The following is a 24,193-nucleotide window of genomic DNA, read 5'->3' on the forward strand; positions in this document are numbered from 1 at the left end:
CGGTTGCCGGCCAGCGGCCGGCACTACCGTCTATTTGCCCAGGCGCGCCGCCAGGGCCTGCAGGGCGTTCTGTGCGTCCGGGGCGAACCAGGCCTCGACGAAACGGTCCAGCTGGATCAGGTCCGGGTGCAGCGCTTCGTGCAGGTCGGCGCGAGCGATGGCGCGGGTCAGCAGCATCGGCTGCCGAGGCTGCTTGAGCAGGTTCTGCAGCCAGGCCACGGCGCGGGCCACCACCAGGTCGCCTTCGGCCAGTTCATCGACCAGGCCGATCTGCAGCGCCTGTTCGGCCGGTACCAGCGAACCGGTGGTCAGCAGCACGCCGGCGCGGTGCACGCCCACCGCACGGCGCAGCAGGCGCTGGATGCCCTCCGGCGCGATCAGGCCCACCTGCACCTCGTTCAGGCCGATGGCATACGGCCGCGACGGATCGGCGCTGCGCGCCATTACCCGGTAGTCGCAGCACAGGGCCAGCACGCAGCCGCCGGCCGGCGCGTGGCCGGTGATCGCCGCGACCACCGGGATGCGGCTCTCGGCCAGTGTGCGCACGGCGCCAAAGAAAGCGTTCCAGGTGTCCAGCAGCTTGTGCTTGTCATCGCCATGCGAGAGCAGGTGCGGCACGTCCATTCCACCGGTGAAGATGCGCTCGCTGCCCGACAGCACGATGCCGTGCGCGTCTTCGGCCATGGCCAGTTCGATGGCATGGATCAACTGCCGGCACAGATCGGTGTCCAGTGCATTGACCGGCGGCCGCGCCAGGCGCAGTTCGCGGATGGGGCCGTGGTTGATCACCTCGATGAGCGTCGTCATGCTGCGGTCTCGTTGCGAAGAAGGAACCTGGGCGATGATAACCAAACCATTCGTTGGCGTACTGTGGGTGCTGTGTGCGGCCGCAGCATCGGCTTCGGCTGCGGAATCACGCTGCGTCACGGTGGAGCAGGGCTGGGCGCGGTTGCCACCGAATCCGGCGATGCCGATGACTGCCGGCTATGGCGTGATCCACAACGGCTGCAGCAGGGCGGTGGTGATCACCGGTGCGACCAGCAGTAGTTTCGGCGACGTGTCGCTGCACGAGACCACGATCGTCGATGGCGTCAGCCGGATGCGCGCGATCGAGCGCCTGCCGCTGGCAGCCGGCGCGCGTGCCGAACTCAAGCCCGGTGGCCTGCACCTGATGCTGATGCAGGGCCGGGGGGCGCTGAAGGAGGGGCAGGCGCTGCCGCTGCAGTTGCAGCTGGAAGGTGGTGGTGAAGCGAGCGCGACGTTGACCGTGCGCAAGGCCGCGCCGTAGCGGGATGGTAGTGCCGGCCGCTGGCCGGCAAAAACAGGAAATGCCGGCCAGCGGCCGGCACTAGCGCAGGTCTTACGACCAGTCGTACGAGAACAGCACCGTGCGGCTCACCGGCTCATACAGCATCACGATCGCGTCGGCGCCGGTGGCGCACCAGTTGTAGCCGGCGACTTCGGCGACGGCGAAGAACTTGTGGCCATCGCGGCGGATGATCGCCAGTTCGGCATCATCTGGAGCATGCCGGTCGTTGGCGGCGTCGGTGAATTCCAGGGTGAAGGCGGCAGGAATATCGGCCGTTTCGATCCAGTTGCCACAGGAAATCTGTCCCCCCAGCGTATCCAGATAAGCACGCTCGCTGGCCTCACCCTTGCCGTAGCGCGAGTAGCAGGCGAGGCGGCCATGCATGGCGTGGTAGTCGCGGGCCTTGGCGTAGCTGTCGCGCATCTGCGCAATGTGTTCCTGCGCGTCCTTGTCCTGTACTGCATCGCCGATGAAATAGCCCTCGTTGCCGAGGAAGCGCATCTGGTTGCCGGCGGTCAGCTCGAAGGCGATCCAGTTGGTGGCGGTGAAATCGTTGTGGTGTTCTTCGGTGGTTTCGCCGATGCAGCCGTCGTACGGCTCGATCGGGCACAGCATCGTCGCCACCTGGCCGGCCAGTTCCGGGCGCAGCACACCGAGGTCGATCTTCAGCAGCGGCAGCAGGTGCTGGCCGAGCCAGGCCTGGTCGGCGGGGAAGACGTCGGTGGGGAAGGGGACCATGCCGGGCAGCAGGTCGCTCAGTTCAGTCTGGTGGATCATGTCAGTCCTTTGAATTGGATCGGTAGTGCCGGCCGCTGGCCGGCATGCGCGAAGCGTCTGGAGGTTGCCGGCCAGCGGCCGGCACTACTTCCAGGTGGAAGCGTTGCGGATCGCCTCAGGCAGCGGCGCGCTCTTGCCGGTCTGCGTATCCATCCACACCACCACCACGTTGCCATCCGAGTACAGCTTCGATGCGTCCTGCTGGTCGACGATGCGGTGGCCGATGGTCACGCTGCTGTTGCCCAGGCGCTCGACGAACAATTCGACCACGATGTCGTTGGGCCACACGATCGGCAGCCGGTAGTTGACGTTGGTCGCGGCGACCACCGGTGCGATGCGGTCGGTCATCGACACGCCGTCCACGCCCAGCATCCAGCGCACGCGCGCTTCTTCCAGGTAGGAAATGTACTTGGCGTTGTTGACGTGGCCCATGCTGTCCATGTCGCGCCAGCGCACGCTGATCGGGATGCGGGCCAGGATCTTGTGTTCGCTGCTCATCAGGCGTCCTTCTTCTTCGTCGTGCTCTTGCTGGCCTTGCCGGTGCTCTTGGCGGCCACGGCCTTCTTCGCCACCTTGGCCGGCTTCTCGGGCTTCACCTTGCGCGGCGGGCGGGCGTCGGGCTTGTTGGCCACGGCGGCCGGCTGCTCGGGGCGCGCGCTGGTGGAGGGCAGCATGCGGGCCAGGAACTGGCCGGTGTACGACTGCGGGCAGGCCGCCACGTCTTCCGGCGTGCCGGTGACCAGGATGGTGCCGCCGCGGTGGCCGCCCTCCGGACCCAGATCGACGATCCAGTCGGCGGTCTTGATCACGTCCAGGTTGTGCTCGATCACCACCACCGTGTTGCCTTCGTCGCGCAGCTTGTGCAGCACGCCCAGCAGCGCTTCGATGTCGTGGAAGTGCAGGCCGGTGGTCGGCTCGTCGAGGATGTACAGGGTGCGGCCGGTATCGCGGCGCGACAGTTCCTTGGACAGCTTCACGCGCTGCGCTTCGCCACCGGACAGCGTGGTCGCGCTCTGGCCCAGCTTGATGTAGCTCAGGCCGACGTCGACCAGCGTTTCCAGCTTGCGTGCAATCGACGGCACTGGCTCGAACAGCTTCAGCGCATCCTCGACGGTCATTTCCAGCACGTCGTTGATGTTGAAACCCTTGTACAGGATCTCCAGCGTCTCGCGGTTGTAGCGCTTGCCGTGGCAGACATCGCACGGCACATACACGTCCGGCAGGAAGTGCATCTCGACCTTGATCAGGCCATCGCCCTGGCAGGCCTCGCAGCGGCCACCACGCACGTTGAAGCTGAAGCGGCCCGGCGAGTAGCCGCGTGCACGCGCTTCGGGCACCTGTGCGAACAGTTCGCGCAGGGGAGTGAACAGGCCGGTGTAGGTGGCCGGGTTCGAACGTGGGGTGCGGCCGATCGGCGACTGGTCGATGTCCACCACCTTGTCGAACAGGTCCAGACCATCGATCTCCCTGTACGGGGCGATCGGGTGCGAGGAACCGTTGATCTCGTTGGCGGCCAGCGAGAACAGGGTGTCGTTGATCAGGGTCGACTTGCCGGAGCCGGACACGCCGGTCACGCAGGTCAGCAGGCCCGACGGAATCGCCAGGTCCACGCCCTTGAGGTTGTTGCCGCTGGCCCCGCGCAGGTGCAGGGTCATCTTCGGGTTCGGCTTGTGCCGGCGCGCCGGAATCTCGATCGCGCGCTTGCCCGACAGGTACTGGCCGGTCAGCGAGCGCGGTGCCTCCAGGATGTCCTGCAGGGTGCCCTGGCCGACGATCTCGCCGCCATGCACGCCTGCGCCCGGGCCGATGTCCAGCACGTAGTCGGCCAGGCGGATCGCGTCCTCGTCATGCTCGACCACGATCACCGTGTTGCCGAGGTCGCGCAGGCGGGTGAGGGTGCCCAGCAGGCGTTCGTTGTCGCGCTGGTGCAGGCCGATCGACGGTTCGTCGAGCACGTACATCACGCCGACCAGGCCGGCACCGATCTGGCTGGCCAGGCGGATGCGCTGCGCCTCGCCACCGGACAGGGTGTCGGCCTTGCGCTCCAGGGTCAGGTAATCCAGGCCCACGTCGACCAGGAAGCCGAGGCGTTCGCCGATTTCCTTGACGATCTTCGCCGCGATCTCGCCACGCCAGCCCGGCAGGCTCAGCTCGCTGAAGAACTTCAGCGCCTCGTCGATCGGAAGCACCACCAGCTCCGGCAGCGGGCGGTCGGCCACGAACACATTGCGTGCAGCCTTGTTCAGGCGCGCGCCATGGCATTCCGGGCAGGGTTGTTCGCTGATGTACTTGGACAGCTCCTCGCGCACCGCCGGCGATTCGGTTTCCTTGTAGCGGCGCTCGAGGTTGGGAATGATGCCCTCGAAGCGATGCTTGCGCTGGGTGCGGCCACCGGCTTCGGTGAAGTAGGTGAAGGTGATCGCTTCATCGCCGCTGCCGTACAGCACGGCCTGCTGCACCTTGTCCGGCAGCGAGTTCCAGGCCGCGTCGACGTCGAACCGGTAGTGCTTGGCCAGCGAAGCGATCAGCTGGAAGTAGTAGGCATTGCGGCGGTCCCAGCCGCGCACCGCACCGGCGGCCAGCGACAGCTCGGGGTGCACCACCACGCGCGAGGGATCGAAGAACTCGGCCATGCCCAGGCCATCGCAGCCGGGGCAGGCGCCCATCGGTGCGTTGAACGAGAACAGGCGCGGCTCCAGTTCCGGCAGCGAGTAATCGCAGACCGGGCAGGAGTATTTGGAGGAGAACAGGGTCGGCGCGGTTTCCGTGTTGTCCAGGCTCTGCACCGAGGCCATGCCGTCGCCCAGCTTCAGCGCGGTCTCGAAGCTCTCGGCCAGGCGCTGCTTGATGTCCTCGCGCGGGCGGAAGCGGTCGATCACCGCCTCGATGGTGTGCTTCTGGCGCAGCGCCAGCGGCGGCACCGCGTCGATCTCATGCAGCTCGCCGTCCACGCGCACGCGCACGAAGCCCTGCGCGCGCAGCTGGTCGAACACCTGGGCGTGCTCGCCCTTGCGGTCGCGGATGACCGGCGCCAGCAGCATGTAGCGCTGTTCCGGGTCCAGGGTCAGCACCTGGTCGACCATCTGGCTGACCGTCTGCGCTTCCAGCGGGTAGCCGTGGTCTGGGCAGCGCGGGGTGCCTACGCGGGCGTACAGCAGGCGCAGGTAGTCGTAGATCTCGGTGATCGTGCCGACCGTCGAACGCGGGTTGTGCGAGGTCGACTTCTGCTCGATCGAGATCGCCGGGGACAGGCCCTCGATGTGGTCCAGGTCCGGTTTTTCCATCACGCTCAGGAACTGGCGCGCATAGGCCGACAACGACTCGACATAGCGGCGCTGGCCTTCTGCATAGATGGTGTCGAACGCCAGCGAGGACTTGCCCGAGCCGGACAGGCCGGTGATCACGATCAGCTTGTCGCGGGGCAGGTCGAGGTCGAGGTTCTTCAGGTTGTGCGTCCGCGCGCCGCGGATGCGGATGAAATCCATCGCCATGGGGGATCCGGTTGTGGGGGCGTTGGCTGGGTGCCGGGCCAGCAGGGAACGGCAATCGGTCAGCCTACCGAGGTGACCAGATGGGGGCAATGGGCGACAATGCCAGCCCGGTGTCTCACCTTGTGAGACAGGCCGACAGGCAGGGGTCAGATCCCTTTTCACGGGGTGAAAAGGGATCTGACCCCGTTCCGACGCCGCCCCCTGCGGCGTTCAGGGGTTGACTTGACCCGCGCCCGATGATCTGCGTACAATCCCGCTCCTGTCCGCCCTCGATGGCGGCAGCTCAGACCACAATAACTACAGAGGAAGGCCTGGTCATGTACGCAGTACTGGTCACCGGCGGTAAGCAATACCGCGTGGCGCAGGGCGAAAAGCTCCGCATTGAAAAGCTCGAAGTCGAAGTCGGCAGCGAGATCAAGTTTGACAACATCTTGATGCTGGGTGACAGCGACGGCGTGAAGCTGGGCGATGCGCTGAAGGGCGCTGCCGTCACCGCCAAGGTCCTGTCCCAGGGTCGTGCTGACAAGGTCCGGATCATCAAGTTCCGTCGCCGCAAGCACCACATGAAGCGTCAGGGTCACCGTCAGTACTACACCGAAATCGAGATCACCGGCATCGCCGGCTAAGCATCAGGAGAAGCAGTCATGGCACATAAAAAGGGCGTAGGCTCCTCGCGCAACGGTCGCGACTCCAACCCGAAGTACCTGGGCGTCAAGATCTTCGGCGGCCAGGCCATCGAAGCCGGCAACATCATCGTGCGTCAGCGCGGCACCCAGTTCCACCCGGGTTCGGGCGTTGGCCTGGGCCGTGACCACACCCTGTTCGCCCTCGTGGACGGCAAGGTGGAGTTCTCGGTCAAGGGCGCCAAGAAGCGTCGCACCGTCAGCATCGTCTCGGCCGACGCCTGATCCAGGCATCGCCGGCACCCGTGCCCCGGCATGGGAGTGCTGCATGAAGAGCCCCGCTTCGGCGGGGCTTTTCGTTAGAGTTGAAGCAAGACCGGCCAGGCCGGGCTGCCGGCCATCGGCAGGCATAACATTCAAGGCGGCGGCCGGCAGGCCACGCCCATCGCAGGCATCGAAACAATGAAACTGGTAGACGAAGCAGAAATCGAAGTGTTCGCCGGCAACGGCGGCAACGGCTGCATTGGCTTCCGTCGCGAGAAGTTCATTCCGCTCGGCGGCCCGGACGGCGGCGACGGCGGTGCGGGCGGCAGCGTGTACATCCGCGCCGACGAAAACCTGAACACCCTGGTCGACTTCCGCCATGACCGCATCTTCAAGGCGCAGCGCGGCGAGAACGGCATGGGCCGCCAGGCCTATGGCAAGGGTGGCGAAGACCTGACCATCACCGTGCCGGTCGGCACCGTGGTGATCAACGTGGCGACCGATGAAGTCATCGGCGACCTGACCCAGCACGGCGATCGCCTGCTGGTGGCCAAGGGCGGTCGTGGCGGCCTGGGCAACATGCACTTCAAGAGCTCGACCAACCGCTCGCCGCGCCAGGCGTTGCCGGGCGAGCCGGGCGAGGAGCGCACGCTGAAGCTGGAGCTGAAGCTGCTGGCCGATGTCGGTCTGCTGGGCTTCCCCAACGCCGGCAAGAGCACCCTGATCCGCGCCGTTTCGGCGGCGACGCCGAAGGTGGCTGATTACCCGTTCACCACGCTGTACCCGAACCTGGGCGTGGTGAAGGTGGAGAACCACCGCAGCTTCGTGATCGCCGACATTCCCGGCCTGATCGAAGGCGCGGCCGATGGCGCCGGCCTGGGCGCGCAGTTCCTGCGCCACCTGCAGCGCACCCGCCTGCTGCTGCACCTGGTGGACATCTCGCCGATGGAAGGTGGCGTGGACGGCATCTCGCCGGTGGAGCAGGTGCGTGCGATCGAGCGCGAGCTGGGGAAGCACGATCCGGAACTGCTGAAAAAGCCGCGCTGGCTGGTGCTGAACAAGGCTGACCTGATGTTCGAAGACGAGGCGCAGGCCGCGGCCGAGCAGATCGTTGCCGAGCTGGGCTGGAAGGAGCCGTGGTTCCTGGTCTCCGCACTGGGTCGCGAAGGCACCTTCCCGATCATGAGCCGGATCATGGCCTTCTTCGATCGCCAGAAAGAAGAAGAGCAGGAAGCCCGCGACGCGCAATGATGGCGTTGTGGTTCCATGCGGAAAACCCGGCTTCGGCCGGGTTTTTTGTTGCCGGGGTCAGATCCCTTTTCCGCTGGAAAAGGGATCTGACCCCGGACGTGTCAAAAGTCCCGGATCGCGGGCAACAAAAAACCCGGCCGGGGCCGGGCTTTTGTCTGCAGCCCAACCCCGAAGGGCAGGGCGGCAACGCCGGATCAGGCGGCCTTGAGGGCCTTGATGCGGTCGTTCAGGCGGCTCTTGTGGCGAGCAGCCTTGTTCTTGTGGATCAGGCCACGCGCGCTGAAGCGATCCAGGATCGGCTGGGCAACGGCGAAGGCGGCTTCGGCGCCGGCGGCATCGTTGGCGTCCAGCGCCTTGATCACTTTCTTGACAGCGGTGCGCAGCATCGAGCGCTGAGCCACGTTGCGCGCGTTGCGCACGACGGTCTGCTTGGCGCGCTTCTTGGCGGACTTGATATTGGCCACGGTGGTGGTTTCCTGAAAAAATCGGTGTTATGGGAACAGCAAGCTAGCTAGTATGATGGCGTAAGAAATGCACGTCAAGTCGATTGTCAAGAGGGACGCTGAGTGAGTTCACCCAAGTTGTTGCGGGGCCTGCTGTCGTTCAGCAGCATGACCATGGTCTCGCGCGTTCTCGGACTTGTCCGGGACTTCGTGGTGACCACCACGTTCGGCACCAACGCCATCACTGATGCTTTCTGGGTCGCCTTCAGGGTACCCAATTTCCTGCGGCGTTTGTTCGCCGAGGGCTCGTTTGCCACCGCTTTCGTGCCCGTGTTCACGGAAGTGAAGGAAACCCGCAGCCACGCCGAGCTGCGCGAACTGATGGCCCGCACCGCCGGCACCCTGGGCGGGGTGCTGATGCTGGTCACCGCACTGGCGCTGATCTTCGCGCCGCAGCTGGCCTCGGTCTTCTCCAGTGGCGTTGATACCGACCCGATCAAGCAGGGCCTGCTGGTCGACCTGTTCCGCCTGACCTTCCCGTTCCTGCTGTTCGTCTCGCTGACCGCACTGGCCGGTGGTGCGCTGAACAGCTTCCAGCGCTTTGCCATGCCGGCGCTGACCCCGGTCATTCTCAACCTGTGCATGATCGCCGGCGCGCTGTGGCTGGCACCGCGGCTGGGCGGTACGCCGGAAAAGCAGATCCTGGCGCTGGGCTGGGCGGTGCTGGCCGCCGGCATCCTGCAGTTGCTGTTCCAGCTGCCCTCGCTGAAGGGCATCAACCTGCTGACCCTGCCGCGCTGGGGCTGGCGCCACCCGGGCGTGCGCAAGGTCATGACGCTGATGGTGCCGACCCTGTTCGGTTCCTCGGTGGCGCAGATCAACCTGCTGCTGGATACGGTGATCGCGGCCAAGCTGACCGACGGCTCGCAGTCCTGGCTGTCGCTGGCCGACCGCTTCCTGGAGCTGCCGCTGGGCGTGTTCGGCGTGGCCCTGGGCACGGTGATCCTGCCGGCGCTGGCCCGCCACCATGTCAGCACCGACCGCGAGGGCTTCTCGCGCTCGCTGGACTGGGGCCTGCGCATGACCCTGCTGATCTCGGTGCCGGCCATGCTGGGCCTGCTGCTGCTGGCCGAGCCGCTGATCGCGACCATCTTCCAGCACGGCCAGTTCAGCGCCTTCGACACCCGCATGACCGCGCTGTCGGTGTATGGCCTGAGCTTCGGCCTGCCGGCATTCGCCCTGCTGAAGGTGGTGCTGCCGGCCTTCTACGCCCGCCAGGACACCAGGACCCCGGTGCGCGCCGGCGTGGCGGCGCTGGTGGCCAACATGGTGTTCAACTTCGCCCTGCTGGCCGTGCTGTACCAGGTGATGGTGCCCGACGCGCTGAAGGCGCAGGGCGTGATGGCGGCCATCGGCAAGCAGCCGGGCCTGCACCTGGCACTGGGCATCGCCAGCGCGCTGTCCAGTTACCTGAACCTGGGCCTGCTCTGGTACTGGCTGGGCAAGACCGATGTCTACCAGCGCCGGCCGGGCTGGGGCGGCTATCTGCTGCGCCTGGTGCTGGCCTGTGCGGCCATGGTTGGCGTGCTGTTGGCCCTGCTGCACTGGCTGCCGGGTTTCTCCGCGATGCGTGTCTGGGAGCGGATCGGTGCCCTTGCGTTGCTGGTCGGCGGCGGCGGCGCGACCTATGCCGTGGCCATGCTGGCGATGGGCTTCCGCCCGCGCGACCTGCGCGGGCATTGATCGCGGCCCGTGGCGGCTATACTTCAGGGTTACACCATTGAAGCGGCGGCCCCGGTCGGGCCGGAACGAGAGTTGATGAGCAGGCTGTTCAGAAGCGTCGAGGGCGGGGAGCTGTTCCCCAACGGAAGCGTGGTCTGTATCGGTGCATTCGACGGCCTTCACCTGGGCCATCGTGCGCTGGTCCGCCACGCGGTCGCCCGCGCGCGCGCCTTGGGCGTGGCCGCAGTGGCCGTGGCATTCGAGCCGCTGCCGCGTGAATTCTTCGCCCAGGGCACGCCGCCGCCGCGGCTGACCCTGGCGCGCAGCAAGGTCGAGATCCTGCGCGAGCTCGGTGTCGATGCGGTCGGCCTGCTGCGCTTCGACGCGGCGATGGCGGCGATGCCGGCCGAGACCTTCGTGCGCCGGTTGCTGGTGCACCGGCTGGGCGCCCGCGAAGTCTGGATCGGGCCGGAGTTCTGCTTCGGCAACCGCCGCCGCGGTGATCTGGCGCTGCTGCAGGAGATGGGCGCCGAACTGGGCTTCAGCGCCGGCGAGATTGAAGCGGTGGACCTGCATGGCGAGCGCATCTCCAGCACCCGCATCCGCCAGCTGCTGCAGGGGGGCGATTTCGCCCGCGCCAACGACCTGCTTGGTCGCCCGTATGCGATCAGCGGGCGCGTGGTGCGCGGTCGCCAGCTCGGCCGTACGCTGGGCTTCCCCACCGCCAACCTGCGCTTCCCGAAGACCCCGGCGCTGTCGGGCATCTACGCAACCTGGGTGCACGGCGTGTTCGACCAGCCGTGGCCGTCGGTGTCCAGCTTCGGCACTCGGCCGACGGTGGAGGGCGTGGAGCCGCTGCTGGAAGCCCACCTGTTCGATTTCCAGGGCGACCTGTACGGGCGCCACATCGACGTGGAGTTTGTCGCCAAGCTGCGCGACGAAGAGAAATTCAATGATCTGGCGGCACTGACCGACCAGATGCACCGCGACGCCGAACAGGCGCGCGCCCTCCTTTCCGAACATAGATTGCGAGCCACTGCGTGAGCCAGGACTACAAGACCACCCTGAACCTGCCAGCCACCGAATTCCCGATGCGCGGCGACCTGCCCAAGCGCGAGCCGGGCATTCTGGCGCAGTGGGAAGCGCAGGGGCTCTACCAGCAGCTGCGTGACAACGCCGCCGGCCGCCCGCTGTTCGTGCTGCACGACGGCCCGCCCTACGCCAACGGCCGCATCCACCTGGGCCATGCGGTCAACAAGATCCTGAAGGACATCATCGTCAAGTCGCGCTACCTGGCCGGCTTCGATGCGCCCTACGTGCCGGGCTGGGACTGCCATGGCCTGCCGATCGAGATCGCGGTCGAGAAGAAGTGGGGCAAGGTCGGCACCAAGCTCGATGCGGTTGAATTCCGGCAGAAGTGCCGCGAGTTCGCCGAAGAGCAGATCAACATCCAGCGCGTGGACTTCAAGCGCCTGGGCGTGACCGGCGATTGGGACAACCCGTACAAGACCCTGAGTTTCGACTTCGAAGCCAATGAGATCCGTGCGCTGGCCAAGGTCGTCGCCAACGGTCACCTGGTGCGTGGCGCCAAGCCGGTGTACTGGTGCTTCGACTGTGGCTCGGCACTGGCCGAGGCGGAGATCGAGTACCAGGAAAAGGAATCGCCGGCGATCGACGTGGCCTACGCCGCGCGCGATGCCCAGGCCATCGGCAAGGCGTTCGGCGTGAGCGTGCAGGCCGACGTCGAAGTGGCCGTGCCGATCTGGACCACCACCCCGTGGACGCTGCCGGCCTCGCTGGCGGTGTCGCTGGGCGCGGAAATCAACTATGTGCTGGCCGAAGGCCCGGCCCACAACGGCAAGCGCCGTTGGCTGGTGCTGGCCGCCGCGCTGGCCGAGCGCTCGCTGCAGCGCTACGGCGTCGAGAGCGTCGTGCTGCACGGTGAAACCACCGGTGCGGCGCTGGAGAACCAGCTGCTGGCGCATCCGTTCTATCCGGAGCGCGACATCCCGCTGCTCAATGGCGACCACGTCTCCGACGAGGACGGTACCGGTGCGGTGCACACCGCCCCTGGCCACGGCCAGGAAGACTTCGTGGTCAGCCAGAAGTACGGCCTGCTGGACAAGTACAACGCCGGGCAGGTGACCCCGATCGACGGCCGTGGCGTGTACCTGGAATCGACCCCGCCGGCCGGTGAGGTGGTGCTGGCCGGCCAGCACCTGTGGAAGGCGCAGGAGGCCATCGTCGGCGTGCTGCGCGACAATGGTTCGCTGCTGGCCTTCCACCCGATCCGCCACAGCTATCCGCACTGCTGGCGCCACAAGACACCAGTGGTGTTCCGCGCCACTCCGCAGTGGTTCATCTCGATGGACAAGGCCAACCTGCGCAGCGATGCGCTGGCTGCGATCGACACTGTCGGCTGGTTCCCGACCTGGGGCAAGGCGCGCATCCAGAGCATGGTCGACGGTCGCCCGGACTGGACCATCTCGCGCCAGCGCACCTGGGGCGTACCGATCGCACTGTTCACCCATCGCCAGACCGGCGAGATCCACCCGCGCTCGGTGGAGCTGATGCAGCAGGTCGCCGACCGCGTCGAAGCCGAGGGCATCGATGTGTGGTACTCGCTGGACGCCGCCGAACTGCTCGGCGCCGAAGCGGCCGACTACGAGAAAGTCACCGACATCCTCGACGTCTGGTTCGATTCGGGCGTGACCCATGAAGGCGTGCTCGCCGCGCGTGGCTTCGGCAAGCCGGCTGACCTGTACCTGGAAGGCTCCGACCAGCACCGCGGCTGGTTCCAGTCCTCGCTGCTGACCGGCGTGGCGATCGACAAGCGCGCGCCGTACAAGCAGTGCCTCACCCACGGCTTCACCGTGGATGAGCACGGCCGCAAGATGTCCAAGTCGCTGGGCAACGGCATCGAGCCGCAGGACATCATGAACAAGCTGGGCGCGGACATCCTGCGCCTGTGGATCGCCTCGGCCGACTACAGCAACGAGATGTCGCTGTCGCAGGAAATCCTGAAGCGCAATGCTGACGCCTACCGCCGCCTGCGCAACACCGCACGCTTCCTGCTCGGCAACCTGGACGGTTTCGACCCGGCCCGGCACCTGCAACCGCTCGGGCAGATGGTCGCGCTGGACCGCTGGATCGTGCATCGCGCCTGGGAGCTGCAGGAGAAGATCAAGGCGGCCTACGACGGCTACAACATGGCCGAGATCGTGCAGCTGCTGCTGAACTTCTGCAGCGTGGACCTGGGCTCGCTGTACCTGGACGTGACCAAGGACCGCCTGTACACCATGCCGACCGATTCGCACGGTCGCCGTTCGGCACAGAGCGCGATGTACCACATCGCCGAAGCGTTCACCCGCTGGGTGGCGCCGATCCTGACCTTCACCGCCGACGAGCTGTGGGGCTACCTGCCGGGCAAACGTGCCGGCCATGTGCTGTTCACCACCTGGTACGACGGCCTGGCGCCGCTGCCGGCCGGTGCCCAGCTCAACGCCGCCGATTTCGACCAGCTGCTGGCTGTGCGCGAGCAGGTGGCCAAGGTGCTCGAGCCGATGCGTGCAAACGGCGCGATCGGTGCCGCGCTGGAAGCGGAAATCACCATCGCCGCCAGCGAAGAGCAGGCCGCGAAGTGGCAGCCGCTGGCCGATGAACTGCGCTTCCTGTTCATCAGCGGCGACGTGCAGGTGCGGCCGGCGACCACCGACGAGGTGTTCGTCAGCGCCCAGCCGACCACCAAGACCAAGTGCGTGCGCTGCTGGCACCATCGCGCCGATGTCGGCAGCAACGCCGACCATCCGGAACTGTGCGGCCGCTGCGTGAGCAACATCACCGGTGCCGGTGAAGTGCGGAGCTGGTTCTGATGGCCGCGTCCCGTCCGCATCCGAACGCCCTGGTCTGGCTGCTGCTGTCGGCCGCCATCATCGGCCTGGACCAGTGGTCCAAGGCCTGGGTGCTGTCGAGCCTGCCGGAGTTCCAGCCGGTGGTGGTCATCGACGGCTTCTGGAACTGGTACCGCACCTACAACACCGGTGCGGCGTTCAGTTTCCTGAGTGACGCCGGTGGTTGGCAGAAGTACTTCTTCACCGCGCTGGCGATCGCCATCAGCGGCCTGATGGCCTGGTGGCTGCGCGGCACCGCCCGTGGCAACTGGAAGGCCGCGGTGCCGTATGCGCTGATCATCGGCGGTGCCATCGGCAACGTGATCGACCGCCAGGTGCACGGCCATGTGGTCGATTTCATCCAGTGGTATGTGGGCAGCTATACCTGGCCCTCGTTCAACATCGCCGATTCGGCCATCGTGGTGGGTGCCATCGGCATCGCCCTGTTTGGCCTGTTCGACGGCAAGTCCGCCAAAAAGGCGGATAATGCCAATCCGAAACCGTAAGCCGGCCGCTGCCGGGAGATTGAACTGATGGATGTGCTGCTCGCCAACCCGCGTGGTTTCTGTGCCGGTGTCGATCGTGCGATCGAGATCGTCAAGCGCGCGATCGAAACGCTGGGCGCGCCCATCTACGTCCGCCATGAAGTGGTGCACAACCGCTTCGTGGTCGACGACCTGAAGCAGCGCGGCGCGATCTTCGTCGAAGAGCTCGACGAGGTTCCGGACAACAACACGGTGATCTTCAGCGCGCATGGCGTCTCCCAGGCCGTGCGCCAGGAAGCCGAGCGCCGTGGCCTGAAGGTGTTCGACGCGACCTGCCCGCTGGTGACCAAGGTCCACTTCGAAGTCGCCCGCCACTGCCGTGCCGGCCGTGACGTGGTGCTGATCGGCCATGCCGGTCACCCGGAAGTGGAAGGCACCATGGGCCAGTGGAACCGCGAAGCCGGCACCGGCCAGATCTACCTGGTCGAGGATGTCGAGCAGGTTGCCACGCTGCACATCAACCAGCCGGACAACTTCGCCTACACCACCCAGACGACGCTGTCGGTGGACGATACGCGCGGCATCATCGATGCGCTGCGCGAGCGTTTCCCGGCGATGCAGGGCCCGAAGAACGACGACATCTGCTACGCCACGCAGAACCGCCAGGACGCCGTGCGCGACCTGGCCAAGCGCTGCGACCTGGTGCTGGTGGTCGGTTCGCCGAACAGCTCCAACTCGAACCGTCTGAGCGAACTGGCCCGCCGTGAAGGTGTGGAGTCGTACCTGATCGACGGTGCGCACGAGATCGACCCGGCGTGGGTGGTGGGCAAGCAGCACATCGGCGTGACCGCTGGCGCCTCGGCGCCGCAGGTACTGGTCGATGGCGTGCTGGCGCGCCTGGCCGAGCTGGGTGCAACCGGCGTGGGCGAGCTGGAAGGCGAACCGGAATCGATGGTGTTCGCGTTGCCGAAGGAACTGCGTCTGCGCCTGGTCGACTGACCGGGAAGCGCCTCATCCACGCATGGCGTGGATCTACTGAAACTGCTCTGGTGGGTGCGAACCTTGGTTCGCACGCTTTTTGTCATGCGCGGATGGCCGGGCCGCCCATGACCTTTGGCCATGGGGCAGGGCACTTTACAGGCCTAGCATCGGGAGATTCTCCGCTGTTGGAACCTGCCCGATGAAGACCCGTGCCTTGGCGATGTCGTTGCTGTTCGCGCTGGCAACCACGCCCGCGCTCGCTCAGATTTCGCCGCCGGCCAACGCCACGGCGCCCGGCCTGCTGCGCATCGATGTGGATGCGCGCGATCTCGCTCGCCGCATCTTCAAGGTGACCGCCACCGTACCGGTCAAACCCGGTCCGATGACCCTGCTGTACCCGCAGTGGATTCCCGGCAACCATTCGCCCACCGGCCCGATCGACAAGCTGGCCGGCCTGCGCGTGACCGCCAACGGCAAGCCGTTGGCCTGGCAGCGCGACCAGTACAACGTCTATGCGTTCAAGGTAGACGTGCCCGAGGGCGTCAGCGAGATCGTCGCCCACTTCGACTTCCTGTCCTCGCAGGGCGGCAGCCAGGGCCGGGTGGTGATGACCCCGGAGATGCTCAACCTGCAGTGGAATGCCAACTCGCTGTATCCGGCCGGCGTCGATACACGCGACCTGCAGGCGCAGGCCAGCGTGATCCTACCCAAGGGCTGGTCGTTTGCCACTGCGCTGGAAACCGCGCGCCGCGACGGCGATACCGTGGTGTTCAAGCCGATCACCTATGACCACCTGGTCGATTCGCCGTTGTTTGCCGGCGAGCACTACCAGCGCATCGATCTCGATCCGGGCGCGAAGGTGCCGGTGCACCTCAATGTGTTTGCCGACGAGGCCAAGTCGCTGAAGCCGAGCGAGGCACAGATCACCCTGCACCGCGCACTGGTGCGGCAGGCCGACAAGCTCTACGGTGCGCGCCACTACAACCACTATGAATTCCTGCTGGCGTTGACCGACCGTCTTGGTGGCATCGGCCTGGAGCATCACCGTTCCAGCGAGAACAGTGCCGACCCGGGTTACTTCACCGAGTGGGACGACAACGCCTGGATGCGCGATCTGCTACCGCACGAGTACACCCATTCCTGGAACGGCAAGTACCGGCGTGGCGCTGACCTGGCAACCGCCAACTTCAACACGCCGATGGGCGACAGCCTGCTGTGGGTCTACGAAGGCCAGACCCAGTTCTGGGGACAGGTGCTGGCGGCACGCTCGGGGCTGTGGTCGACGGCGCAGGCGCGCGACATGCTGGCCAATGTGGCCGCGACCTATGATCGCGGCCGCCCGGGCCTGGCCTGGCGCCCGTTGCAGGACACCACCAACGACCCGACCATCGCCCAGCGCCGGACGTTGCCGTACCGCAACTACCAGATGAGCGAAGACTATTACTCCGGTGGCCAGATGCTGTGGCTGGAAGTGGAGGGCAAGCTGCGCGAACTGAGCGGCAACCGCCGCAGCCTGGATGACTTCGCGCGCGCCTTCTTCGGGGTTGGCAACGGTGACTGGGACGTCAACCCCTACACCTTCGACGACGTGGTGGCGACCTTGAACGGCATCGTGCCGTACGACTGGGCGACGTTCCTGCGCGGGCGCCTGGACGGCCACGGTTCGTTGACCGGGGGGCTGGAACTGGCGGGCTGGAAGCTGGTCTACCGCGATACTCCGAACGACGCCTACAAGGCGCAGGAAAAGCGTGCCAAGGCCGCACTGCTGGCCTATTCGCTGGGCGCGACCGTGCTCGACAGCGGCGTGGTCGGCGACGTGATCTGGGACAGCCCGGCGTTCAACGCCGGTCTTGCACCCGGCATGAAGGTGATTGCGGTTGGCGGGCGCGAGTACAGCAGCCAGCGCTTGAAGGATGCGGTGGCGACGGCGGCCAAGGACAAGGCGCCGATCGTCCTGCTGGTGAAGCAGTTCGACCGCATCGAGACGATGAACATCGACTACCACGGTGGCCTGCAGTATCCGGTGCTGGAGCGTATCGCCGGCAAGCCTGACCGCCTGGCGGACCTGTGGAAGGCGCGATGAAACCGCGCGCCCGCGATGGCGTGATCCTGTTGATGGCGATCCTCGCCATCGTCGGCGCGTTCTTTCACGGTGACGGGCGCTGGCTGCATTGGCTGGCGAAGCCGGCGACCACGCTGCTGATCGCCGCCATCGCCTGGCGGGTGCGTGATCCTGCGCAGCCGTCCTACCGGCGCGCGGTGCTGGCCGGCATGCTGCTGTCGTGCCTGGGTGACATCGCGCTGATGCTGCCGATGGACGCGTTCGTACCGGGGCTGGTGGCGTTCCTGCTGGCGCACCTCTGCTACATCGTCGCCTTCCGTGAGGGCCTGCGTGCCGGGCGTGGCCTGCTCGCCGCCAGCATCCTGCTCGGTGCGTTCGCTGTACTCAATGTGCTTGGGCTGTGGCCGCACCTGCCTGCACCGATGCGTATGCCGGTGCTGGCGTACGTGGTGGTGCTGGCCTCGATGGCGGTGTTGGCCTTGGCACGGCAATGGCGCAGCCCGCAGCCTGCCGTGGAAGCCCGAAGTGCGCCCTGGGCTGCCGTCGGTGCGCTGCTGTTCGTGGCCAGCGATTCGCTGCTGGCCTGGGACCGCTTCGCCGGCGGCCTGCCACTGGCCAGCCTGCTGGTGCTGTCCACCTATTACGGCGCGCAGTACGCCATCGCCCGTTCGGTGAAATAGAAAAAGGGGACGGAGGGGATTAAGTCGCAGACCGCACCAAGGCACATGCGACTTAATCCCCTCCGTCCCCTTTTTGCGTTGACTATCGTCGGTTCGCGTGGCCGGAACGCCCCTGTGCGTCGAACGAGAGTCGTGCGGACTGGCGATCGCCGGCGACCTCGTCCGGCAGCCACACCAGCCTGCCGCCCTTGCGCACGATCACATAGACGTGGCCGACGTCACCCGGCGTGGCCATCAGCGCGTTGCGCTGCGCCTGCAGCGCCTGGGCGACGCGTGGCACCGCCTCGAAATCGATGTTGGCCAGCGCCGTGCTGCTGCGGCGCAGGGTGATGGTGGGCGCGAAGCGCTGCGGATCGACCGGGTCACCCTTGCGCCACTGGCCGTGCTCGAAGTGGTAGCTGTCCACGTGCGTAGGTTGCTGCGGATCGACCAGATCCAGATTGATGCGGCCATCATCGTAGAAGTGGATGCTGTGGAACACCATCAACCGGTGCCCGGCCAGGGCTGGCATCTGTTCCAGTGCCTGGCGGGCGGCCAGCAGGTAGTCCGCATCGAACAAGCGGTTGCTGCGTTCGGGCACCGGCATCGACCGCGGTTCGGGAATCGGTGCGGCCGAAGCAGGCCTCTCGCGCGGTGGGGGAGTGGTGATCGGCGTGGTTGCGCGGTCATCCTGCACCACATGGCCCATCGTTTCGCCGAGGGTCTGCAGTGCCCCGCCTGCCACGGCGACGCCGGCCAGCACCAGCAGTACCACGGAGAACACCAGCAGGGTCGAGGGTGGCTGCTTCATATACCCTCCAGGCGAACGCTGCCGCGATCTTCCGGGTCGTACAGCAGCGTAACCTGCTCGCGTGGAAGGTTGGCAAGCTCGATCAACGGGATGAAGCGGCGCACGCTCACCTGCTGTATGCCACCTTCGCGATCGGTGTACTCCAGCTGGAACTCCACCTGCGGCTGCTCGTTGAGGTAGGTGCCGGTCTGGCGCAGCTTCAGCACCTTCGCATCCACGCCGATGCCGCGGTACTTCAGTGCGTCTCCGCGTGCATCGGCCTGCAGCAGGCGCCCCAGGACGCGCAGGCCCAGGGCGTAGCCGCACAACACCAGCGGGCACACCAGCAGTGGGTGGCCGAAGGACATGAACGTCCAGCCCAGGCCCTCGCTCTGCAGCCGATAGGCGAGCACGTAGGCGTTGGCAACCACGACGATGCCGATGACCGCGCCGGCGCCGCGGCGCCAGAGGCTGGCGACATCAAGTTCGGGCTGGGCGCCCTCCAGCACCACATTTGGGAACGCACCCGGCGTCCGGCTCAGGCGAACCTCGATGCGCTGGCCGGCCACGAAACGCTGCAGCTGTGGTTTGCTGTCCACCACCAGCATCTGTTCGTTGATCGGCGTGCCGGACAGGTTCTGGAAGCCAAGCTTCAGTCTCCACTGCGCGAAGCCGCGCACGTGCACGCCGGTCTGCTCGGCCTGTTCGATCAACGCATCACGCGGCTCACCGTCGGCCAGGATGGTGCGCACCCGATGCAGCGCGCGCGGCGGGCCCAGCAGCAGGTAGTGCAGGAAGGCGAGCAGCAACGCGAGCCACAGGGCCAGCGACAGGGCGAGCAGCAGCAGGGCCAGCCATGGCGCGCTGCGGTCGGCCAGTGGCACCGGCCACGACGTGCCGAAGTAGAGGATGCAGGGGAAGGGCAACGCGAAGAACAGCAGGAACGCGCCCCAGAACCAGAGATAGGCCTTCATGGGGTGGTGGGGGACCGATGGAACAGGGCGCGTAGGGTACTACGCTCAGCGGATCTGCAGGGTCAGCAGGAAGTAGCGGCCAAGTGGATCGTCCAGCCCCGGCATCTGGCCGCCATTGCCGACCAGGTAGTTCACCGGTTGCGTGTCGAGCACGTTGTGCACGTCCAGCGCGGCGACCACGCGCGGCCCCAGCCGCCTTGCCAGGTGCAGGTTCCAGCGCAGCTGCCGCGGATTCATGCAATGGTTCTGCTCGCGCTGTTCCTCCGGGCATTCCGCACCGGGCAGCCAGGCACGCGTGCGCCCTACCTGGTTGCCGCGCAGGGCGATGTCCCAGTTGCTGTTCTGCCACTGCACATTGAGCACGGCGGCCATCGCTGGCGTGACATGGCCACGCAGGTCCACCGTCGCTTCGTGACCACGCTCGCGGCGCAGTTCCTGCTGCTTCAGCGCATCGAGCGAGAACAGCCACTGGCCGGTGCTGCCGGTGTCGATGTGGTACTCCCCGCGCAGAACAAGGTTGCGCGACGTGGTGCGGCCGATGTTGTCGAAGGACAGGCGCAGGTTGTGCAGGTTGCCGTCCTCGTCCAACTCCCACGTGCTTGAATTCCACACTGCGTCGGCCGGTTGCAGGGCCAGAATCTCGTTGCGCAGTTCGACGATGTTGTGGGTCAGCGACAGTGAAAACGCATCGGTCGGTGTCCAGGTCGCACCCAGGGAATGGCTGCGCGACCGCTCCGCTTTCAGCGCATCGTTCTCCACCACGTCCACGGTTACGCTGCAGCGTCCGTTGCCGTTGCTCTGCGCGCAGTTGGGCAGTGCGCTGGAGGCGGGTAGTTCGATCGCGCCGAAATAGCCCGGCGGCCGCCGTTGCTCGAACAGGCTGGGGGCCCGGTAGCCGCGCCCGGTGGCAAGCAGGAATGACCACTGCGGTGTCGGGCTCCAGCGTACGCCCACGCGGGGCGAGAAAGCCTGGTAATCGCCATCGCGGTCCCAGCGTGCTGCCAGGTCCATGCGCAGCGTGCGCGCCAATGGCAGGCCGAGTTCGGCGTAGGCACCGCCACTGCGGCGTGACAGGTGGCGTTGTTCCTGTGGCAGGCCCAGCGCCAGGTCGCCCTGGCTCAGCAGCGCGTCGGGATGCGACGTCCAGCGTTCCTGGCGCAGGTCGATGCCGGTGGCCACTTGTGCAGCACCGCCGGCCAATGGCATCAACTCGCGCTGCATGCCCCACCAGCCCTGCCACTGCTCGGTGCGCCCGCGGTTGCGGATCGACGGGAACAACTGCGCGGCGGTCTCTGCCGGCAACGAGGTGAAGCCGGGCAGGAAATCCAGCGTCTCGGCAGCGCGCAGCAGTGGTTGGGCGCGCACGGTGCCGGACGTCGTCAGGGTGACATCGCTGCGCTGTGCGCTGATGCCGGCATCCCAGCTGCGGCGGCCCTGGTCGCGGCCCATGCCGAAGGTGACGTCGGCATCGGTGGCACGTACATGCGGACGCACGTTGCCGGCTTCGCGCAGCACGCTGTTGAAGGTGAACCCATAAAGCCCGATGGCTACGGCGGTCGGGCCGAGGTCGAAGCGTTGCCGGTTGTGGCTGGCCCGCGCCTCGGCGTAGGCGTAGCGACCTTTGCCGCGCTCATGCCGATAGCGCAGGTAGGCCGAGGCGGTGTCCGAGGCCGGTTGCAGCGAACGCGGGCGTGCGCTGTCAAACCAGCAGGCACCATCGCGCCGTTTCAATGGCCCTTCGCAGCGCTTTGCCGGCCAGTAGCGTCCATCGCGGAACGCGCCGATCAGGTACTGCGAGGTTTCCGCATGCCATTCGCGGCGATCGCCGGCCACGTGGTCGATGCGATGCAGGTCGACGCCAGCGAACCAGCGGTCCCCTCCGTCGCGCACGCCACCGGTGGCCGCCTGCAGGCGATACTGGCCGGCGTCGCCACGCCCGCTCAGGCCGGTCTGCAGCATGGCTTCAGGGCCATCGGCCTGGTCACGCAGGATGATGTTGACCACGCCGGACATCGCGTCGGCACCATAGATGGCCGACGCACCGCCACGCACCAGTTCGATGCGCTCGACGAAGCTGAGCGGGATGCCCCCCAGGTCGGTGAGCCCGCCCTGTTCCAGCGACACCATCGGATAGCGTGGCAGGCGCCGGCCATTGACCAGGAACAAGGTCGCACGCGGACCCATGCCGTCCAGGCTGGTGGTGGTGGCCGCACCCACCGGCAGGTACTGCGAATCGCCACTGCGCGAGGTGCTCATCGCCGGGTGGCCGTTCATGCCCGGCAAGTGCCGCAGCAGGTCGAACAGGCTGCCGTAACCGCTGCGCAGGATGTCATCGCGGTCGATGATGGTCACCGGCAGCGTGGTCTGCACGGAGGTGCGCGGCAGCCGGCTGCCGGTGACATGGATCGGCGCCAGCTCCACCTGCGGTGGCGTCTCGGGCACCCCGCCCGGCGACGGTACCGCGGGCATCGCACGCGTCGCGACCGGCGGGGGCGATGGCGGTGCTGGCCGGGTGCGCCGGACGACGAATCCACCGGCAGGCGTGCGCAGGATGGTCACCGGCATGCCGGCGACCAGTTCCTTCAGGGCCGCGGCCGCATCGCGTTGGCCATGGGTGCCGGCCGTGCGCAGGCCATCCAGTTCACGCGCATCGAACAGCAGGGCGATGCCACTCTGGCGCGCCCATTGCTGCAGGGCCGGTGCGAGTGGGCCTGAACCCACATGGACCTCCAGGGTGCCGGCCTGTTCGGCTGCATCGGCAGAGGGCAGCGCGGCGATGCTCAGCGCGAAGCAGAACAGGGTGCAGAGCAGCCCCTCCCGCAGCGCGCCCGGTACTGCCTTCACTGCAGGCCTCCTCAGTACGTGCGGCGCAGTTCCAGCGCGCCATCCGGTCGCGTCTGGCCAGCCACCGACCAGCCCAGTTCCAGCGCCGACAGCAGTTCCTGCGCATCGCCGGCACGGAAGGTGCCACTCACGGCCAGGCTGGCGATCTCGGGATCGGCGATCACCAGCGGCGTGCGGCCGTAGCGGTTCATGCGCTCGACCACGATCGACAGCGGCGTGGCATCGAACACCAGCTGTCCCTTCAGCCAGCCTTCGGCAGCGGCATTGGACGACAGCGCCGGGCCGGGCTGGAAGCGGCCCGAGGGCAGCACCTGCAGCTGCTGGCCGGGTGCCAGGGTGTGCTGGGTTCCCCCATTGCTGACTTCCACCGCACCTTCCAGCAGTGCGACTTCGACCAGGCCGTCGTTCAGGCGCTCCACCTGGAAGGTGGTGCCGATGTCGCGGATGGTGCTGTCGCCGGCGCGCAGCTGCAGCGCCTTGCTCGACGGTGCGACCTGCAGCTGCAGGCGGCCACGTTCCAGCACCAGGTTGCGATGGCGCCAACCGAATCGGGCGTGCAGCGTGGTGCCCGCATCCAGCGTGGCCACGCTGCCATCGGCCAGCGTCTGCTGCCGGGGCAGGTGGGAATCGTTGGCATAGCGCAGCGGCGTGGGGTTGCCGTCGATGGCGACCATCCAGCCGATCCCGATGGCCAGGCAGACGCCTGCGGCGGCGGCCACTGCCGGCAGCCAGCGACGCTGTGCCGGCCGTGCCGCACGTGCTGCGGCGGTGCGCAGCCACGGGTCAGCGGCCAGTTCTTCGCCCCGCTGGAACAGGGTCTCGGCCTGGATCCAGGCGCTGACATGGGCCGGGTCCTCGGCCAGCCAGTCCTCGAACCTCTCTCGCTCGCCCGGCGTGCAGTCCGGAGCCTCCAGCCGCGCCACCCAGGCGCTGGCGCGTTCAAACAGCAGGGTGTCTTCCCTGGGGCTGGCGTGACTCATCCGTTGTCCCTGTCGTTGTGCAGCGGATCCGATCCGAGTTCCTGGCGCAGGCCCTGCAGGGCGCGGGCGATATGTTTTTCCACGGTCTTGGCGGTGATTCCACAGTGCCGCGCGATCTGCGTATAGCTCATGCCGGTGATCCGGTTGAGCAGGTACACCTCGCGCGCGCGCTCGGGCAGCTTGAACAGGGCCTGCCGCAGCAGGGACAGCATCTGCCCGGACTCGGCCTGGCGCAATGGATCGGGCGACGTGCTGGAGGGCTCGTCGCCGCCATCGTGTTCGGCAAGGGACAGGTGTGGCCGCGACTGCGACGAGCGGCCACGGTCTGCCAGGCGGTTGCGGGCGATACGATACAGCAGCAACCGCAGCTCGTCGGCACTGTGCGCGCGATAGCGGATCAGCCGCTCCATGCAGTCCTGCGCGATGTCCTCGGCATCCTCCGGCCCAACGCCGCGCGTGCGCAGGAAAGCGCACAACGGCGCGCGTTCTTCCCGTACGAACGCAATGAACGCGTCCGTCGGCACGGACAGGTCCGGCGCGCGATGGATCAGAGGAGAGGGGGTGGACAGGGCTGGCCTCGGGCGTCGGTGGCGGGTGCGTCTTCGAGTTTTACGCGACGATGACCGGATGGGGAAGAGTGTGCATGAC

Annotated in this window: 21 protein-coding genes; 11 read left to right on the forward strand and 10 right to left on the reverse strand. The window is 66.9% G+C overall.

The features are described from left to right. Positions 1-30: 30 nt before the first annotated feature. Positions 31-807: an enoyl-CoA hydratase/isomerase family protein gene (locus tag ACM0O9_RS18705; RefSeq protein WP_005415699.1), complete on the reverse strand. Its 777-nt coding sequence runs from the start codon at positions 805-807 to the stop codon at positions 31-33. Between the two features lie 34 nt (positions 808-841). Here ACM0O9_RS18705 and ACM0O9_RS18710 point away from each other — a divergent pair, with 34 nt between their 5' ends. Beyond that, complete coding sequence (locus tag ACM0O9_RS18710) at positions 842-1,288, forward strand: copper chaperone PCu(A)C (protein ID WP_005415700.1); 447 nt, start codon at positions 842-844, stop codon at positions 1,286-1,288. 72 nt (positions 1,289-1,360) lie between these two features. Here the strand turns inward: ACM0O9_RS18710 and ACM0O9_RS18715 are convergent, their stop codons facing one another. The 3 genes from ACM0O9_RS18715 to uvrA form a co-directional block, all read right to left on the reverse strand. Then, positions 1,361-2,086, reverse strand: a complete 726-nt coding sequence (locus ACM0O9_RS18715) for an enolase (RefSeq protein WP_164092684.1) — start codon at positions 2,084-2,086, stop codon at positions 1,361-1,363. Between the two features lie 84 nt (positions 2,087-2,170). After that, positions 2,171-2,584: an acyl-CoA thioesterase gene (locus ACM0O9_RS18720; RefSeq protein WP_414603923.1), complete on the reverse strand. Its 414-nt coding sequence runs from the start codon at positions 2,582-2,584 to the stop codon at positions 2,171-2,173. Beyond that, entirely contained in the window at positions 2,584-5,577 is a 2,994-nt protein-coding gene (uvrA, locus tag ACM0O9_RS18725) for an excinuclease ABC subunit UvrA (RefSeq protein ID WP_414603924.1), read from the reverse strand. The genes ACM0O9_RS18720 and uvrA overlap by 1 nt, the downstream gene beginning before the upstream one ends. Positions 5,578-5,894: 317 nt before the next feature. Between uvrA and rplU the strand changes: the two genes are divergently transcribed. The 3 genes from rplU to cgtA all read left to right on the forward strand — a co-directional run bounded on the left by rplU (position 5,895) and on the right by cgtA (position 7,715). Next, positions 5,895-6,203, forward strand: coding sequence for a 50S ribosomal protein L21 (gene rplU, locus ACM0O9_RS18730; protein WP_005408557.1), 309 nt, complete (start codon positions 5,895-5,897; stop codon positions 6,201-6,203). A gap of 18 nt (positions 6,204-6,221) precedes the next feature. Beyond that, positions 6,222-6,485, forward strand: a complete 264-nt coding sequence (gene rpmA / locus ACM0O9_RS18735; RefSeq protein ID WP_005415704.1) for a 50S ribosomal protein L27 — start codon at positions 6,222-6,224, stop codon at positions 6,483-6,485. A gap of 177 nt (positions 6,486-6,662) precedes the next feature. Further along, the gene (gene cgtA / locus ACM0O9_RS18740; RefSeq protein WP_069139083.1) at positions 6,663-7,715 is read left to right on the forward strand and encodes an Obg family GTPase CgtA; all 1,053 of its coding nucleotides are present in this window, start codon (positions 6,663-6,665) and stop codon (positions 7,713-7,715) included. Positions 7,716-7,909: 194 nt separating this feature from the next. Here cgtA and rpsT read toward each other — a convergent pair whose 3' ends face one another. Then, positions 7,910-8,179, reverse strand: a complete 270-nt coding sequence (gene rpsT / locus ACM0O9_RS18745; protein WP_005408560.1) for a 30S ribosomal protein S20 — start codon at positions 8,177-8,179, stop codon at positions 7,910-7,912. A 117-nt stretch (positions 8,180-8,296) separates the two neighbouring features. On the opposite strand from rpsT, the gene murJ reads away from it, so the two are divergent. The 7 genes from murJ (at position 8,297) to ACM0O9_RS18780 (ending at position 17,978) form a co-directional block, all read left to right on the forward strand. Continuing rightward, complete coding sequence (gene murJ / locus ACM0O9_RS18750) at positions 8,297-9,901, forward strand: murein biosynthesis integral membrane protein MurJ (RefSeq protein WP_414603938.1); 1,605 nt, start codon at positions 8,297-8,299, stop codon at positions 9,899-9,901. 75 nt (positions 9,902-9,976) lie between these two features. Further along, entirely contained in the window at positions 9,977-10,924 is a 948-nt protein-coding gene (locus ACM0O9_RS18755; RefSeq protein WP_005415707.1) for a bifunctional riboflavin kinase/FAD synthetase, read from the forward strand. Continuing rightward, the gene (gene ileS / locus ACM0O9_RS18760) at positions 10,921-13,752 is read left to right on the forward strand and encodes an isoleucine--tRNA ligase (protein ID WP_414603925.1); all 2,832 of its coding nucleotides are present in this window, start codon (positions 10,921-10,923) and stop codon (positions 13,750-13,752) included. Before ACM0O9_RS18755 ends, ileS begins: the two co-directional genes overlap by 4 nt. Further along, positions 13,752-14,276: a signal peptidase II gene (lspA, locus tag ACM0O9_RS18765; RefSeq protein WP_005415709.1), complete on the forward strand. Its 525-nt coding sequence runs from the start codon at positions 13,752-13,754 to the stop codon at positions 14,274-14,276. The genes ileS and lspA overlap by 1 nt, the downstream gene beginning before the upstream one ends. Positions 14,277-14,303: 27 nt before the next feature. Further along, positions 14,304-15,254: a 4-hydroxy-3-methylbut-2-enyl diphosphate reductase gene (ispH, locus tag ACM0O9_RS18770; protein WP_005415710.1), complete on the forward strand. Its 951-nt coding sequence runs from the start codon at positions 14,304-14,306 to the stop codon at positions 15,252-15,254. 181 nt (positions 15,255-15,435) lie between these two features. After that, positions 15,436-17,319: a M61 family metallopeptidase gene (locus ACM0O9_RS18775; protein ID WP_164261371.1), complete on the forward strand. Its 1,884-nt coding sequence runs from the start codon at positions 15,436-15,438 to the stop codon at positions 17,317-17,319. Then, complete coding sequence (locus tag ACM0O9_RS18780) at positions 17,316-17,978, forward strand: lysoplasmalogenase (protein ID WP_065196546.1); 663 nt, start codon at positions 17,316-17,318, stop codon at positions 17,976-17,978. The genes ACM0O9_RS18775 and ACM0O9_RS18780 overlap by 4 nt, the downstream gene beginning before the upstream one ends. Positions 17,979-18,060: 82 nt before the next feature. On the opposite strand, the gene ACM0O9_RS18785 is transcribed toward ACM0O9_RS18780, so the two are convergent. From ACM0O9_RS18785 to ACM0O9_RS18805, 5 genes are read right to left on the reverse strand one after another with little or no spacing between them, the layout of a single operon-like run. Then, complete coding sequence (locus tag ACM0O9_RS18785; RefSeq protein WP_414603926.1) at positions 18,061-18,768, reverse strand: hypothetical protein; 708 nt, start codon at positions 18,766-18,768, stop codon at positions 18,061-18,063. Further along, the gene (locus ACM0O9_RS18790; protein ID WP_414603927.1) at positions 18,765-19,721 is read right to left on the reverse strand and encodes a hypothetical protein; all 957 of its coding nucleotides are present in this window, start codon (positions 19,719-19,721) and stop codon (positions 18,765-18,767) included. Before ACM0O9_RS18790 ends, ACM0O9_RS18785 begins: the two co-directional genes overlap by 4 nt. Before the next feature lie 45 nt (positions 19,722-19,766). Further along, complete coding sequence (locus ACM0O9_RS18795; RefSeq protein ID WP_414603928.1) at positions 19,767-22,565, reverse strand: TonB-dependent receptor plug domain-containing protein; 2,799 nt, start codon at positions 22,563-22,565, stop codon at positions 19,767-19,769. A gap of 11 nt (positions 22,566-22,576) precedes the next feature. Further along, complete coding sequence (locus ACM0O9_RS18800) at positions 22,577-23,545, reverse strand: FecR family protein (protein WP_235649523.1); 969 nt, start codon at positions 23,543-23,545, stop codon at positions 22,577-22,579. Further along, positions 23,542-24,069 carry an RNA polymerase sigma factor gene (locus tag ACM0O9_RS18805; protein WP_080352916.1) on the reverse strand — a complete coding sequence of 176 codons (528 nt, stop codon included), beginning with the start codon at positions 24,067-24,069 and terminating at the stop codon, positions 23,542-23,544. The genes ACM0O9_RS18800 and ACM0O9_RS18805 overlap by 4 nt, the downstream gene beginning before the upstream one ends. Positions 24,070-24,193 lie beyond the last annotated feature (124 nt).

The sequence above is a fragment of the Stenotrophomonas sp. FR012 genome (genome assembly GCF_047520565.2).
In the GTDB taxonomy this organism is placed as follows: domain Bacteria; phylum Pseudomonadota; class Gammaproteobacteria; order Xanthomonadales; family Xanthomonadaceae; genus Stenotrophomonas; species Stenotrophomonas sepilia.